At 61.0% G+C, this 14,945-nt stretch carries 13 protein-coding genes; 2 read left to right on the top strand and 11 right to left on the bottom strand.

Features of this window, described 5'->3' with window-relative positions; translation table 11 throughout:
• Positions 1-90 precede the first annotated feature (90 nt).
• Positions 91-300, bottom strand: coding sequence for a cold-shock protein (locus ACZZZ4_RS14875; protein ID WP_002554837.1), 210 nt, complete (start codon positions 298-300; stop codon positions 91-93).
• A gap of 355 nt (positions 301-655) precedes the next feature.
• Between ACZZZ4_RS14875 and dcd the strand changes: the two genes are divergently transcribed.
• Both dcd and ACZZZ4_RS14885 read left to right on the top strand, forming a co-directional pair.
• Complete coding sequence (gene dcd, locus ACZZZ4_RS14880; RefSeq protein WP_007940589.1) at positions 656-1,222, top strand: dCTP deaminase; 567 nt, start codon at positions 656-658, stop codon at positions 1,220-1,222.
• A 107-nt stretch (positions 1,223-1,329) separates the two neighbouring features.
• Positions 1,330-1,536 (top strand): hypothetical protein, encoded by a 207-nt coding sequence (locus ACZZZ4_RS14885; protein WP_039762600.1) that lies wholly within the window; start codon positions 1,330-1,332, stop codon positions 1,534-1,536.
• Positions 1,537-1,580: 44 nt separating this feature from the next.
• Here the strand turns inward: ACZZZ4_RS14885 and pdeM are convergent, their stop codons facing one another.
• From pdeM to ACZZZ4_RS14935, 10 genes are all read right to left on the bottom strand, one after another.
• Complete coding sequence (gene pdeM, locus ACZZZ4_RS14890; RefSeq protein WP_463549280.1) at positions 1,581-2,237, bottom strand: ligase-associated DNA damage response endonuclease PdeM; 657 nt, start codon at positions 2,235-2,237, stop codon at positions 1,581-1,583.
• Positions 2,231-4,720, bottom strand: a complete 2,490-nt coding sequence (locus tag ACZZZ4_RS14895; protein WP_463548110.1) for a ligase-associated DNA damage response DEXH box helicase — start codon at positions 4,718-4,720, stop codon at positions 2,231-2,233. Before ACZZZ4_RS14895 ends, pdeM begins: the two co-directional genes overlap by 7 nt.
• A 191-nt stretch (positions 4,721-4,911) precedes the next feature.
• Entirely contained in the window at positions 4,912-5,676 is a 765-nt protein-coding gene (locus ACZZZ4_RS14900) for an ABC transporter ATP-binding protein (protein WP_039762605.1), read from the bottom strand.
• A 12-nt stretch (positions 5,677-5,688) separates the two neighbouring features.
• Entirely contained in the window at positions 5,689-6,807 is a 1,119-nt protein-coding gene (locus ACZZZ4_RS14905; protein WP_463548111.1) for a succinylglutamate desuccinylase/aspartoacylase family protein, read from the bottom strand.
• Positions 6,808-6,834: 27 nt separating this feature from the next.
• Positions 6,835-7,545: an ABC transporter permease gene (locus ACZZZ4_RS14910; protein ID WP_125925231.1), complete on the bottom strand. Its 711-nt coding sequence runs from the start codon at positions 7,543-7,545 to the stop codon at positions 6,835-6,837.
• A complete protein-coding gene (locus ACZZZ4_RS14915; protein ID WP_463548112.1) occupies positions 7,542-8,270 on the bottom strand; it encodes an ABC transporter permease in 729 nt (242 codons plus the stop codon). Before ACZZZ4_RS14915 ends, ACZZZ4_RS14910 begins: the two co-directional genes overlap by 4 nt.
• A 56-nt stretch (positions 8,271-8,326) precedes the next feature.
• A complete protein-coding gene (locus ACZZZ4_RS14920) occupies positions 8,327-9,109 on the bottom strand; it encodes a transporter substrate-binding domain-containing protein (protein WP_039762609.1) in 783 nt (260 codons plus the stop codon).
• A gap of 369 nt (positions 9,110-9,478) precedes the next feature.
• Positions 9,479-11,167 carry an ATP-dependent DNA ligase gene (locus ACZZZ4_RS14925; RefSeq protein ID WP_463548113.1) on the bottom strand — a complete coding sequence of 563 codons (1,689 nt, stop codon included), beginning with the start codon at positions 11,165-11,167 and terminating at the stop codon, positions 9,479-9,481.
• Complete coding sequence (locus tag ACZZZ4_RS14930) at positions 11,164-12,198, bottom strand: ligase-associated DNA damage response exonuclease (protein ID WP_463548114.1); 1,035 nt, start codon at positions 12,196-12,198, stop codon at positions 11,164-11,166. Before ACZZZ4_RS14930 ends, ACZZZ4_RS14925 begins: the two co-directional genes overlap by 4 nt.
• A gap of 187 nt (positions 12,199-12,385) precedes the next feature.
• The gene (locus tag ACZZZ4_RS14935; RefSeq protein ID WP_463548115.1) at positions 12,386-14,836 is read right to left on the bottom strand and encodes a penicillin acylase family protein; all 2,451 of its coding nucleotides are present in this window, start codon (positions 14,834-14,836) and stop codon (positions 12,386-12,388) included.
• Positions 14,837-14,945: the final 109 nt, after the last annotated feature.

Genomic DNA, 14,945 nt, shown 5'->3' on the forward strand with positions numbered 1-14,945 from the left:
TCGGGCTGCGATTTTTTTGCCTGAAAAAACAGGCGCCCACAAAAAAGCCCCGCTTTTAAGGGCGGGGCTCTTTTCTAAAGAAGCTACAAGTTAGATAACTTGTACTTCTTCAGCTTGCATGCCTTTCTGACCGCGGGTAGCGATGAAAGAAACCTGTTGGCCTTCTTTCAGGCTTTTGAAGCCGTCGGATTGGATAGCTTTGAAGTGAACGAACAGGTCGTCACCGGATTGTGGAGTGATGAAGCCGAAGCCTTTTTCATCGTTGAACCACTTAACGGTACCGGTTTGGCGATTAGACATGGTGTAACTCCTTGAACAAAGATAACTGCGACTCAGGAAGAACCCTGGCCGAGACTGAGTGCAAAGAGCAGGAAAAATTCTTGTAGATGGTTGGATCGAAATTCAACATATCGTGTAGAGATTCTCAGTGACACAAGCAACACAGTGACGCCACCTTAACCCTTTTTCCGGAACGTGCCAATGTTTCTTGCAAAGGATTCTGTGTTTTAGGGATCGGCGGTGCGACGGTTCGTCGCCACATCGCGTAAATACGGGGTGTTCGCCGAGAATTGCGTTGCGCACTTTGAACGAGACGACGCGCCCGGTAAGATGCCGGACAGAATTTTTCCACCTCGCTATTCAGGACAAACCCGCCATGAGCATCAAATCGGACAAGTGGATTCGCCGCATGGCGCAGGAACACGGCATGATCGAACCGTTCGTCGAGCGCCAGATGCGCGGCAGCGACGACAGCCGGGTGATTTCCTACGGCGTGTCGAGCTACGGCTACGACGTGCGTTGCACCAACCACTTCAAGGTGTTCACCAACATCAACTCGGCCATCGTCGACCCGAAGAACTTCGACGCCGGCAGCTTCGTCGACATCCACAGCGACGTCTGCATCATTCCGCCGAACTCCTTCGCACTGGCCAGCACCGTCGAATACTTCCGCATTCCGCGCAATGTGCTGACCATCTGCCTGGGTAAAAGCACCTACGCGCGCTGCGGCATCATCGTCAACGTCACTCCGCTCGAGCCTGAGTGGGAAGGCCACGTGACGCTGGAGTTCTCCAACACCACCAACCTGCCGGCGAAAATCTACGCCAACGAAGGTGTGGCGCAGATGCTCTTCCTCGAATCCGATGAAGAGTGTGAAGTTTCCTACAAGGATCGTGGCGGCAAATATCAGGGCCAGCGTGGCGTAACCTTGCCGCGTACCTGATCGACCATCCGACGGATGTCGGGAATTCTTTGGCGGGCAGACACTCTATGGGGTGTACTGCCCGTTTTTGTTACACACAGAATCGGGCCTTCACTGAGGAGTGCCCTATGAAGATCGACCCGCGAATCAGCGCTGAACTGGCAAGGCTTGAGCCCAATCAGATAGGCGTTCTGGCCTGGTCGCTATTGGCGAATCCGTCTTTGAGCCTGTCCGGCGTGCCCGGCCAGCCCGATCCCGATACTCCCAACGAACAACCGACCGAACCAGGCGAGCCTACGCTGCCGGACGAACCGCCTCCGGCGCCTGTCGCCTGATCCATTGACATGAATATGGCCCGTCAGTCTGATCGATTTGCGATCTAGCTGACGGGCCATATTTCGTTGTCGCCGATCACGAAGACCTTGCAACTGTCGTCGCGCTCGACCTCATAGCCGCCGGTAAACGCACCGAAGGCCGGCATCAGGCTGATGCGCTCACCCAACCTGAAGCAGGCCAGGCGCAAGCTCTGCCGACCTCTTCCGTGCAATCGATAAACCGGATGCACGTGGCCCGCGAGCACGTGCCGCTCGGGATGCGGATCGGGCTCATGCTGCAGGGCGAATGGCCCGAGCAATAGCGGCTCGGGCACCACGCGGATATTCAGCGAGACCGGCGGGTCGCCTGCACGTTTGTCGTGGTTGCCGCGAATCAGCGTCATCGGCAGATCCGCGTGCCGTGCTCGCCACTCTGCCAGCGCATTGAGTGTGGTTGGGACATGTGAGCCAGGCCCATGCAGGAAATCGCCGAGGAAGATCAACTGGCGACACGGCAACCGCGCCAGCAACGCGTCGATCGCCTCGATGTTGCTCGCGGTCGTGCCATGTGGCACTGGCTGGCCGAGGCTGCGATAGGCCGCCGCTTTGCCGAAATGCACGTCGGCTATCAGCAGCGCCTCCTGCGCTGGCCAGTACAGCGCTTTCTCCGGCAGCAGCCACAACTCCTCACCGGCCAAACGTACCGGGTACGCGCTCACGATGATTTACCGTGGTCAGCGGTTTTTTCCAGGTCACCGACCATTCTTCTGATCCTGTCAGCCAGTTTTTCCGAACTCATGCTCTCGCGCATCCGCTCCACCAGCAGCGGAAAGCCTAGTGGTGTAGGACGTTTAACCTGATGCACGTCCAGTTTCATTTGATTGATGCGCTCCAATGTCTGTTCCAGACGACGAATATCCAGTTCTTCGCGAAGGACCTCTTCCCCGGCCTGGGCCAGCAGCAGGTTGTCGGCGTCGTATTGTTTGAATACCTGGAAAAACAAGCCACTCGACGCCTGCACCTGGCGGGTACTCTTCGGTGCGCCCGGATACCCGGCGAACACCAGCCCGGCGATGCGCGCAATTTCGCGGAAGCGGCGCAACGCCAGTTCACCGGCATTGAGGCTGGCCAGCACATCCAGCAACAGGTCATCGGCGTTGAACAGGTGCGCGTCGAGATGCGCGGCCCAATCCACCGGCGTGGCGCTGAGCAGCTCCAGGCCGTAGTCATTCACGGCAATCGAGAAGGTCACCGGTTGGCGCTGACTGACGCGCCATGCCAGTAAGCTCGCCAGTCCCAGATGCACCTGACGCCCGGCGAACGGATAAAGGAAAAGATGCCAGCCTTCGCGGGATTTCAGCACTTCGGCGAGCAGATTCTCGCTGGTGGGCAAGCCGGACCAGCGTATCTGCGTCTCTAGCAGCGGCCGCAACGCGTGCATTTCCGGGCCGTTGAATTGCCCCTGAGCAGCGGCGCTGAAGCGCGCCACCACCGCTTCGGCCAATTCGTTGGATAACGGCATGCGTCCGCCATTCCAACGTGGCACAGCGGCTTTTTTTGCGGTGCTGCGTTTGACGTAGGCGGTCATGTTTTCCACCCGCACCAGCTCGAGCAAGCGGCCGGCGAAAAGGAAACCGTCGCCAGGTTTCAGTCGCGCGATAAAGCCTTCCTCAACGCTGCCCAGCTGTTTGCCACCGCCACCCTTGCTCCAGAATTTCAGATTGATGCTCGCGTCGCTGACAATGGTGCCGATGCTCATGCGATGGCGCCGCGCCAGACGCGCATCCGGCACACGCCAGACGCCGTGTTCGTCCGGTTCGACCCGGCGGTAATCCGGATAAGCTGTAAGAGACATCCCGCCATGGCGTACGAACGCCAGCGCCCAAGCCCAGTCCGCCGCTGTCAGGTCACGATAAGCCCAGGCACCGCGGACTTCTTCGTACAAGTCTTCAGGAATAAAGCCACCACCGAGGGCCATGCTGACCAAATGCTGGACCAGCACATCCAGCGGCTTGTGCGGTGACAGGCGCGGCTCGATGCGCCGTTGCTCGACGGCGTCGCGTGCGGCGATCGCCTCGATCAGTTCCAGGCTGTGGGTCGGCACCAGCGTTACCCGCGAGGTGCGCCCCGGCGCGTGGCCGGAACGCCCGGCACGTTGCATCAAGCGCGCGACGCCTTTCGCCGAGCCGATCTGCAGCACGCGCTCGACCGGCAAGAAATCCACGCCCAAGTCCAGGCTCGAGGTACACACCACCGCTTTCAATTGGCCATTCTTCAACGCCTGCTCTACCCAGTCGCGGGTATCGCGTGACAGTGAGCTGTGGTGCAACGCAATCAGCCCGGCCCAGTCCGGCCGCGCTTCCAGCAGTGCCTGATACCAGATTTCCGATTGCGCACGAGTGTTGGTGAACACCAGGCTGCTGGCACAGGCGTCAAGTTCGGCCACCACTTGCGGCAGCATCTTCAGACCGATGTGCCCGGCCCATGGAAAACGTTCGATCGCCGGTGGGAGCAGGGTGTCGACCTTCAGCGTTTTTTCGCTTTGCCCCTGAACGCTGACGCCGCCGCCCTGTGGGATCAGCACTTGCTCTGCGTGGGATTGATTACCGAGGGTGGCGGACACGCCCCAAACGATCAGTTCCGGCTGCCAATGACGCAGCCGGGCGAGGGCCAGTTGCAGTTGCACGCCGCGTTTGTTGCCGAGCAACTCGTGCCATTCATCGACGACGATCATGCGCAGGCTCGACAGCGCCGTGCGCGCATCGGCGCGGGCCAGTAGCAGGGTCAGGCTTTCCGGGGTGGTGATCAGCGTTGTCGGCAAGCGCCGACCCTGACGGGCGCGTTCGCTACTGCTGGTGTCGCCGGTGCGCAGGCCGATGGTCCATGGAATCTGCAAATCATCGACCGGGCTTTGCAGTGCGCGGGCAGTGTCGGCGGCGAGGGCGCGCATCGGCGTAATCCACAGCACTGTCAGCGGTTCGGCCGGCGGTTTGCGTTTGCGCGGTGTAGCCACGGGCGGATGCAGGCGGGCGAAGCGGTTGAGAGCAGCAAACCACACCGCGTAGGTTTTGCCGGCGCCGGTGCTGGCGTGGAGCAATCCGGATTCGCCGCTTTTCACCGCCGCCCACACCTGTTTCTGAAAGGCAAACGGCTTCCAGTCGCGAGCGCTGAACCAGGTTTTTGCAAAGTCGGGGGATTTCGCCATGCCGGCTGCGTGCGCTCTGGAGGTGTTGTTTCAGAGACAGCGAAGCGGGGGACAAGTTTAACTTTGTCGGTCGGTGGATTCCCCTGTGGGAGCGAGCCTGCTCGCGAATGCGATGTCACATTCAACATTGATGTTGACTGATAAACCGCTTTCGCGAGCAGGCTCGCTCCCACACAGGGTTGGGTGCCAACTTATTTAAGATTGCCGCTCAGGAACTGCTTCAGCCGTTCGCTTTTCGGGTTGCCCAGCACTTCTTCCGGCGCGCCTTCTTCCTCCACCAGACCCTGATGCAGAAACAGCACCTGATTCGACACCTTGCGCGCAAAACTCATTTCGTGAGTGACCATGATCATCGTCCGGCCTTCTTCGGCCAGACCCTGAATCACTTTCAGCACTTCGCCAACGAGTTCCGGATCGAGCGCCGAAGTCGGTTCGTCGAACAGCATCACCTCCGGCTCCATCGCCAGTGCCCGGGCGATCGCCACGCGCTGTTGCTGGCCGCCGGAGAGAAACGCCGGATATTGATCGGCAACCCGCGCCGGCAAACCGACCTTGTCCAGATAACGCCGGGCGCGATCGTCGGCCTCCTGTTTGCTGCAGCCCAGCACCCGGCGCGGGGCCATGGTGATGTTTTCCAGCACGGTCATGTGGCTCCACAGGTTGAAATGCTGGAACACCATCGCCAGCCGCGTGCGCAGGCGTTGCAGTTCATCGGCGTCGGCGACGTGCATGCCGTGGCGGTCGGTGACCATGCGGATCGATTGGCCATCAAGGCTCATGGCGCCATCATTGGGCTGTTCGAGAAAATTGATGCAGCGCAAAAAGGTGCTTTTGCCCGAGCCACTGGCACCGATCAGGCTGATCACGTCGCCGGTCTTGGCCTTGAGCGAAACGCCTTTGAGCACCTGATGATCGCCATAGCTTTTATGCAGGCCTTCAACGGTCAGTTTGTACATGGACGAGCATCCTCAAGGCGAAAGTAGGTAGCCGCTGCGATAGGCTTCGGCGCCCGCGACGTGGGCGATGACCATGCCGGCAGTGGCCATGCGCCGCAGCGAGCGCGCATACAGCAGGCCGGCGGCGGTGCAATGAATGGGGGTGACCTTGTCGTGGACCGGGTCGATGATCTCGGCGATTTGTTGCCCGGCCTGCAGGTATTGGCCGGGCGTGGCGCAGTACACCAACAGGCCGCCGACGGGCGTGGTCACCGGTTCGACACCGGCCAGCGGCGTGGCCGGGTAGGGCAGCGGCGGTTGCGGCTTGGTCTCGCCGACGATGGCATCGAACTGGATCAGATAGTCGATCAGCGCCTGACAATCGCGACTGGCCAGCGGGTGATTGACATCGCCCTGGCCGCGCAGCTCGACGGTCACCGAGAAACTGCCCAGCGGAATCTCGAAGTGCTCGCCGAAGCGCTCGCGCAATTGCCACCAGAGCAGGGTGAAGCATTCGTCGAACGACTGCCCGCCGGAATCGGTAGCGAGCAGGCTGGCCTGGGCTTCGATATAGCGCGCCAGCGGCTCGACCTGCGGCCACGCCTCGGGCGTGGTGTACAGGTGCACCACGGATTCGAAGTCGCAGTGCAAGTCGAGCACCATGTCGGCATCGCAGGCCAGGCGTTGCAGGGTCAGGCGCTGGGATTGCAGTTGGGTGGTCGGCGTCTGACGGTCGAGGGCGTTGCGCAGGTTGGCGCGGATCAGTTCGAGGTTGTGCTGCGCATCGTCGTTAAGTTGGCCTTCGATGGCGTTGCCGATTTCTTCGCTGAGGTCGACGAACCAGCGATTGAAGTTCTGCCCACTCTCCAGGTCGTAACGGCCCAGCGGCACGTCCATCAGCACTTGTTCGAGGCCGACCGGGTTGGCCACCGGCACCAGTACGATTTCGCTGCGCAGGCGGCCGGCAGCTTCCAGCTCGGCCAGACGCTGTTTCAGGTGCCAGGCGACCAGCATGCCCGGCAGTTCGTCGGCGTGCAGCGACGCCTGAATGTAAACCTTGCCCTTGGCCTGCTGTGGGCCGAAGTGGAAGCTGTGAATCTGCCGTGCGGTCCCCGGCAGCGGGGCCAGCAAGTCATGGATCTGGTGGCGCATTGTTATCTCTTTATTTTCAAACCGGTGCTAGTGAGTCGGCCCGAGGAAGGCCAGCCAGCGGCGTTCGGCGAGGCGGAACAGGCCGACCAGCGCAAACGTAATGGTCAGATAGATCAGCGCGGCGATGCCGAATGACTGGAAGGTCAGGAAGGTCGCCGAGTTGGCATCCCGCGCGACTTTCAGGATATCGGGAATGGTCGCGGTGAACGCCACGGTGGTCGAGTGCAGCATCAGGATCACTTCGTTGCTGTAGTAAGGCAACGAGCGGCGCAGTGCCGACGGCATGATCACGTAGGCGTACAACTTCCAGCCGGTCAGGCCATAAGCCTTGGCCGCTTCGACTTCGCCGTGGTTCATGCTGCGAATCGCCCCGGCGAAAATCTCCGTGGTGTACGCGCAGGTATTGAGCGCGAAAGCGAGGATCGTGCAGTTCATCGCGTCGCGAAAGAAACTGTCGAGGATCGGCTGTTCGCGCACGGCGGCGAGGCTGTAGATGCCCGTGTAGCAGATCAGCAACTGGATATACAGCGGCGTGCCACGGAACAGGTAGGTGTAGAACTGCACCGGCCAGCGAATGTAGAAGTGCGGCGAGACGCGGGCAATCGACAACGGAATCGAGACGATGAAGCCGATGCAGATCGAGGCGGTCAGCAGCCACATCGTCATCGCCAGCCCGGTGATGTTCTGGCCGTCGGTATAAAGGAAGGCGCGCCAATATTCCTGGAGAAGTTCGATCATCGTACGGCCTCCCGGGCACCGGCGGCGTAGCGGCGTTCGAGCCAGCGCAGGATGAAATTCGAAGCACTGGTGATCAGCAGATAGATCAAAGCGGCGAGAAGCAGAAAGTAGAACAGTTGATAGGTGCTTTTACCGGCGTCCTGCGCTGCCTTGACCAGATCAGCCAGACCGATGATCGACACCAGCGCGGTGGCCTTGAGCATGACCATCCAGTTGTTGCCGATGCCTGGCAAGGCAAAACGCATCATTTGCGGAAACACCACGAAGCGAAAACGCTGGCCACGTTTGAGGCCATACGCGGTGGCGGCTTCGACTTGGCCGCGCGGCACCGCGAGGATGGCGCCACGGAAGGTCTCGGTGAAATACGCGCCATAAATGAAGCCCAGCGTGAGCACGCCGGCACTGAACGGGTCGATTTCGATGTATTCCCATTCCATGTAGTCGGTCAGCGACGTCAACCAGGTTTGCAGGCTGTAGAAGATCAAGAGCATCAGCACCAGATCCGGCACGCCGCGAATCAGCGTGGTGTAGAGCTGTGCGGGCAGGCGCAGCAGTTTGACTTTCGACAGTTTGGCACTGGCGCCGAGCAGGCCGAGCAACACGGCGACCAGCAGCGACATTGCCGATAATTTGATGGTCATCCAGGTGCCTTGCAGCAGCAACGGGCCGAAGCCCTGCAGACTGAAGGAGGCCAGCCCCAGATTTTGCAGAAGGGTTTCAAACATAAATCAGCAACCTGAACGGATGGAAAAGGCGCCCATCGAGGATGGGCGCCGGGGCATTATTTGCCGCTGTACAGATTCAGATCGCCAAAGTGTTTCTTTTGAATCTCGGCGTATTTGCCGTCGTCGTGTAACGCTTTGATACCTTTATCCAAAAGTGCTTTCAGCTCAGTGTTACCTTTCTTGATACCGACAGCCGTTTTGGCTGGCAGCAACTCGCTGTCGACCGGCTGGCTGATTTCATACTCGGCGCCTTTTGGCGACTTCAGAAAACCCAATTCGGCTTGCAGCATGTCCTGGATACCGGCGTCGAGACGACCGGAAGTCAGGTCGGAATACACCTGATCCTGGTTCTGATAGGCCTGGGTTTTCACGCCGGCCTTGTCCAGTACGGCTTTGGCGTAGGCTTCCTGAATGGTGCCTTGCTCATAGCCAACGGTTTTGCCCTTGAGCGAAGCGACATCGGCGGTGATGCCGGAGCCTTTCTTGAACACGTAAGCGGTCGGGCCGGAAAACAGTTCGCTGGAGAAGTCGATGACTTTCTCGCGGGCCGGGGTCACGGTCATCGACGAGATCACACCGTCGAACTTGTTGGCCTTGAGGCCCGGAATCATGCCGTCGAAATCGCTTTCGACCCACTTGCACTTGACCTTCAGTTCGGCGCAGATCGCGTTGCCCAGGTCGATATCGAACCCGACCAGGCTGCCGTCGGCCGCTTTCGACTCGAACGGTGCGTACGAAGGGTCAACGCCAAAGCGCAGCTCTTTGTATTCCTTGGCCAGCGCGGAGCCGGCGGAAATGCACAACGCCAGTGCAGAAAGGGTCAGCAATGCTTTTTTCATTATTCAATCCCTAAGAACCAATATGAGCGCTTGTGGCGCAGAATTATTGTTACTGCAACGCTTACGACCTGTAGAAAGTAGCAATTTCCGAACCAGAGTGCCGAACAGGTGTTTTAAAAGGTCGAGTGCAGAGAGGCAAGGGTAGTTGAATGCACGGAAACGGGCATTGCTGTTTGCATGCACTGTTTTGGATCAAACGCGTAGCTCGGAGCAGTTGAAACTGTGGCGAGGGGCTTTATCCCGATCGGCTGCGCAGCAGGCGCAAAAACCTGAGTGCACGATTTCAGGGGGAAATTGCTGGGGGCCGCTGCGCCGCCCAGCGGGGATAAATCCCCTCGCCACAGGGTTCTGCGATGTGTCGAGAATGAATCAGGCGAGCAAGTCTTGCAGGGTAGCGAGACTGTCCGCTTCTTCGACGGTCTTGTCCTTGCGCCAGCGCAGCATGCGCGGGAAACGCACGGCGATGCCGCTCTTGTGCCGGCGCGACAGGGCGATACCTTCGAAGCCGAGTTCGAAGACCAGACTCGGCTTCACACTGCTCACCGGGCCGAATTTTTCCACCGTGGTTTTGCGCACGATGCTGTCGACCTGGCGCATCTCTTCATCGGTCAGCCCCGAATACGCCTTGGCGAACGGCACCAGCGAGCGCTGGCTGGATTCCGGCGGGCCGTCCCACACGGCGAAGGTGTAATCGCTGTGCAGACTGGCGCGGCGGCCGTGTCCACGCTGGGCATAAATCAGTACCGCGTCGACGCTGAAGGGATCGACCTTCCACTTCCACCACACGCCCATGTCCTTGGTGCGGCCGACGCCATACAGCGAATCGCGGGCCTTGAGCATCATGCCTTCAACGCCGAGTTTGCGTGACGCTTCGCGCTGGCGGCCAAGGTCGAGCCAGTCTTCGCCGGTCAATACCGGCGAGGGCAGCAGCACCGGGCTGTTGCAGCGCGCGATCACTTCCTCGAGTTGCGCCCGGCGCTTGACCTGCGGCTGGTTGCGCCAGTCTTCGCCCTGCCATTCCAGCAGGTCGTAGGCGAGCACCACCACCGGCACTTCTTCGAGAATCTTCTTGTCGAGCGTCTTGCGACCGATGCGTTGTTGCAGCAGGGCGAACGGTTGCACGGCCGGCGGCTCATCGGATTGCGGATCGAAGGCATCTTCGGTGGTTGGATGGGTGCTCTTCCACACGACGATTTCGCCGTCGATCACCGTGCCGTCGGGCAAGCCGTGCACCAGCACATCGAATTCAGGGAAGCGCTCGGTCACCAGTTCCTCGCCGCGCGACCACACCCACAGTTTGCCGTCGCGCTTGACCACTTGCGCACGGATGCCGTCCCACTTCCACTCCACCTGCCAGTCGCTGGCCGGGCCGAGCAGGGCATCGAATTCCTCGACCGGTTGCGCCAAGGCATGGGCGAGAAAAAACGGGTAGGGCTGACCGCCGCGCTGGGCGTGTTCGTCGGGGGATTCCGCGGCGATAAGTTTCAGGTAACTGGCGGCGTTGGGACGGTTCGACAGATCGGTGTAACCGACCAGACGCTGGGCCACGCGCTTGCTGTCGAGGCCGGCCATCGACGCCAGAGCGCGGGTCACCAGCAACTTCGACACGCCGACGCGGAAACTGCCGGTGATCAGCTTGATGCACAGCATCAGGCTCGGTCGATCCAGTTGCGCCCACAACATTGGCAATTGCCGCGCCAGATATTCCGGGGTTTCACCGCGCAGTGGCAGCAGCTTGTCTTCGATCCATTCGGCAAGACCGGCCTCGGAGCTGTGCGAATTTTCCGGCAGCACCAAAGAAATGGTCTCAGCCAGATCGCCGACGGCTTGGTAGCTTTCTTCGAACAGCCACGGCTCCAGTCCCGAAACTTCGACCGCCAACTCTCGGAGGATGCGCACCGGTACCAGTTGTCGCGGCCGGCCACCGGAGAGGAAATACACCGCCCATGCCGCATCTTCTGGCGCGGCCTGCGCGAAGTACGCCTGCATCGCCGCCAGTTTGGCGTTGCTCGACGTGGTGGCGTCGAGTTCGGCGTACAACTCGGCGAAGGCTTTCATGGGGAGGTCTCGGCAACGGTGGGTTCGGTGGCGAGGTTGTCGTCTTCGTCATCGCCGTATTCGGTGGTGAAGCCTTGTGCATCGAGGCCCTGTTCGCGCAAATGGCGCACGAGCACACCGATCGAGCCGTGGGTGACCATCACCCGTTCCGCGCCGGTCTGGTTGATCGCCCAGAGCAGACCGGGCCAATCGGCGTGGTCGGAAAGGACGAAACCGCGATCGACGCCGCGCCGCCGCCGGGTCCCGCGCAGGCGCATCCAGCCGCTGGCAAAGGCATCGCTGAAATCGCCGAAACGGCGCATCCAGGTGCTGCCGCCCGCCGATGGCGGGGCAATGACCAGCGCCTGACGCATGATCGGATCGCTTTTCTTCACGTCGCCGGCGTAAATCGTCGGTGGCAGATACACGCCGGCATCGCGATAGACCCGGTTCAACGGCTCGACCGCCCCGTGGCTGAGAATCGGCCCGAGGGTTTCGTCGATGCCATGGAGAATCCGCTGGGCCTTGCCGAAGGAATAGCAGAACAGCACGCTGGCCTTGCCGGCGGCGATGTTGGCCGCCCACCACTGATTGATCTCGGCGAAGATCTGCGCCTGCGGCTGCCAGCGATAGATCGGCAGGCCGAAGGTCGATTCCGTGATGAAGGTGTGGCAGCGCACCGGTTCGAATGGGGTGCAGGTGCCGTCCGGCTCGACCTTGTAATCCCCCGATGCAACCCAGACCTCGCCACCGTATTCCAGCCGCACCTGTGCCGAACCGAGGACATGCCCGGCCGGGTGAAAACTCAAGGTCACTCCGTGGTGGGTCAGGCGTTGGCCGTAGTCGAGGGTTTGCAATTGGATGTCCTGACCCAGACGCGCGCGCAGAATCCCGGCGCTGGCGCTGCTCGACAGGTAGTGCTGATTACCGGTGCGCGCGTGATCGCCATGGGCATGGGTGATCACCGAACGCTCGACCGGCCGCCACGGATCGATATAGAAATCCCCGGCGGGGCAGTAGAGACCTTCAGGTCGGGCAATAACAAGATCCATGTCGTGACCGGAATGGGGGGCTTGTTAACTATGAGGCGGGCGTGAAGCTGGAAGTTCGATCGGCTTTAAGGGGGATGCAAAGCCAATGTGGGAGCGAGCCTGCTCGCGAAAGCGGTTTACCAGACACATCAATTCTGACTGTGCCGCCGTCTTCGCGAGCAGGCTCGCTCCCACAGGGAAACTGCGTTTACTTGCCGGGGGTGAGGGTCAAGCGGGCCTTGCCATACACCCGATCAAAGTTCTGCGGCTGCATCGGCAAGCCGATGTACTGACCTTTCAGCCACGCATCGATCCCGTTCAGGTAGTTAGGACTCAGTGGATTGCCCGACTGCCCCGTACCGTTCTGCGCCATCAGCGGTTCGCTCTGGCCGAAGTCGACGATAAAGCGCATCGACGGCGCGCGCGTGGTGACGAAGTCCTGGCCCCAGGCAAACGCCGAGCTGTTCAGCGTGGTGTGATCGCCACCGGCTGCCAGTGGTCCGCGCACCGTCTGACCGTTGCTGTTTTTCCACGCATAGCTGTGCAGTTTGCCCCACTGCCAGGCGCGGTGATCGCCGCCCAACTGACTGTCGCCAGCCGTAATCGCCGCAGCGAGGCTACGGGCGAGAATCACCGCTTTGTCTTCCTTCTGCGGCGTGCGCAGGTCATCCCAGAACGGACTGTCCTCACGTCCCAAGAGATGATCGGCCTGCGCCGCGTAGGACAGGTCGCCATTGGCGACAAAGGCCTTCCACGCCGGGCTCGACTCAGGCCCCAGTTCGTCGAGGAAGGTCTGCTTCATGCTTTCCTGCAAAAACAGCTCGTAGATTGCCGCATCCGCCGAGGTCGGGCTGAGCTTGCCGTCGAACGCCATCAAGCGTGTGAAGGCTTCGTGAGCCTTGCTCCGCTCGGCTTCCGGCAGGGCGTCGATCGCCTGTTTCAGCGGTTGCTTCATCCCCGGTGCTTCGAAGACTTTTTTCAGCTTGGTGGCGAAAGTGGTGGTCTGGTCGTACTGCATGGCGATCACACTGCGGCTGTCGTGCTTGCCGCCGCCAGCCATTTCCGCCAGGCGTTCGCCACGCTCCGGTGCCGCCCAGGATTTGGACAACTGCATGCCGTAGCCGTCGGGGATGACCCGCTGGTTGGCGGTGCCGAGCCAGCCTTGTGCCGGGTCCTGATCGTAGGGGTGCAGCATCGGGTCGGCATAACCGTCCCAGTCGTAGCGACCGTCCCAGCCCGGCGAGGGCAGCAGGCCTTCGCCTTCGCGACGGTTGGGGAAGCGCCCGGTGACTTGCCAGCCAATATTGCTTGCGTCGGCGAATACCAGATTGAGGGTGATGGCGCGGATTTCGCGGCTGGCGTCCGAGGCGCGCTCGACGTTCTGCGCGCGGGTCAGATCGAAAAAGGCATCCAGGGTTTTGTCGTCGGTGAAGCTTGGCGTCTGCAGGGCGAGGCCGAAACCGCTGCCTTGCGCCGCTGCCTGGGCACTGTTGAGCAGCGCGCCGTGGCGGGTTTCGTAAACGGCTTCGCGAATCGGTCGCTCGCCTTTGACGAAGTAGGTTTCGTTGCGCACACCCAGCGGCTGCCATTTGCCGTTGACTTCATAAGTGAGGCTGCTGCCCTGACGGCGGATTTTCTCGAGGAACAGATCCTGGTTATCGCCGAGCACGCTGGTCATGCTCCACGCCACTTTGCCGTTGAAGCCGCCGAGCACCATCGGCAGACCGGCAACCGTGACGCCGGCCGCCTGATATTTCGGCGCGCGGATCTGCACGAAACTCCACAGCGACGGTGCGGCCAGCGGCCCGTGCGCATCGCTGGCCAGCAGGCTCTTGCCGCTGCGGCTGCGTTGCGGGGCGATCGCCCAATTGTTCGCAGTCGGCGTGGCGAGCAGGTTCAGCGCCGACAGTTGCTGGCTGGCGTTGCTCAATTCCGTCAGCCCCGGAATCTGCCCGTTGAGCTTGAAGCCTTGCAGCTTATCGGCTTCAGCCACTGGCAGGTTTTCATCGGGTGCTGACGGGCTCAGCCAGGCGAGTTTGTCAGTGGTCACGGTTTGCGCGAGCACCAGCGACTGGATTTCCTCCGGCAGGTTGGCTGACTGGCTGAAATTCAGCAGGGCGAAAATCAACGCCGAATCTTCCGGTTTCCAGTATTCGGGCTTGTAACCGCTGGCGGCGAGATCGCCCGGCAACTTGTCGGCGTAGCGGAACAGGTAGGCGTTGACGCCCCGTGCATAGACCTCGAAGAAGCGCTTGAGCCGTGGCGACGAGGCCTTGTACAGCTCGCCGGCGCTTTTCTTCAGATTGACCGCGCGCATGTAGCGATCGGCATCGAGCATCGACGCGCCGGACATTTCCGCCAACCGGCCCTGAGCCAACAGGCGCAGGGTGACCATCTGGTTGATGCGGTCGCTGGCGTGGACATAGCCGAGGCTGAACAGCGCGTCATGGAAGCTGTTGCTTTCGATCAACGGCATGCCCATCGCATTGCGCCGCACCGACACGTTCTGCGCCAAGCCCTTGAGCGGCTGCACGCCGGAGGTCGGCGGCAGGCTGTCCTGGGCGTTCCAGGTCTGGCAACCGGACAGGCCGAGGACACCGGCCACTGCTGCGGCAACGCCGAACCGGGGAAGAAAATGTGTAAGGGCTGGCGAGGCCATGGCGAAGCTCCTGCGGGGTATAAGGCTGGGGGCGCAATAAAGCCGCTACGTTAGTGACGGCGCGAGGGCCGCGCAAGCGGGGCGAGCGGTTATTTGTGCAGTTGTCGGC

The sequence above is a fragment of the Pseudomonas sp. AC252 genome (genome assembly GCF_979258105.1).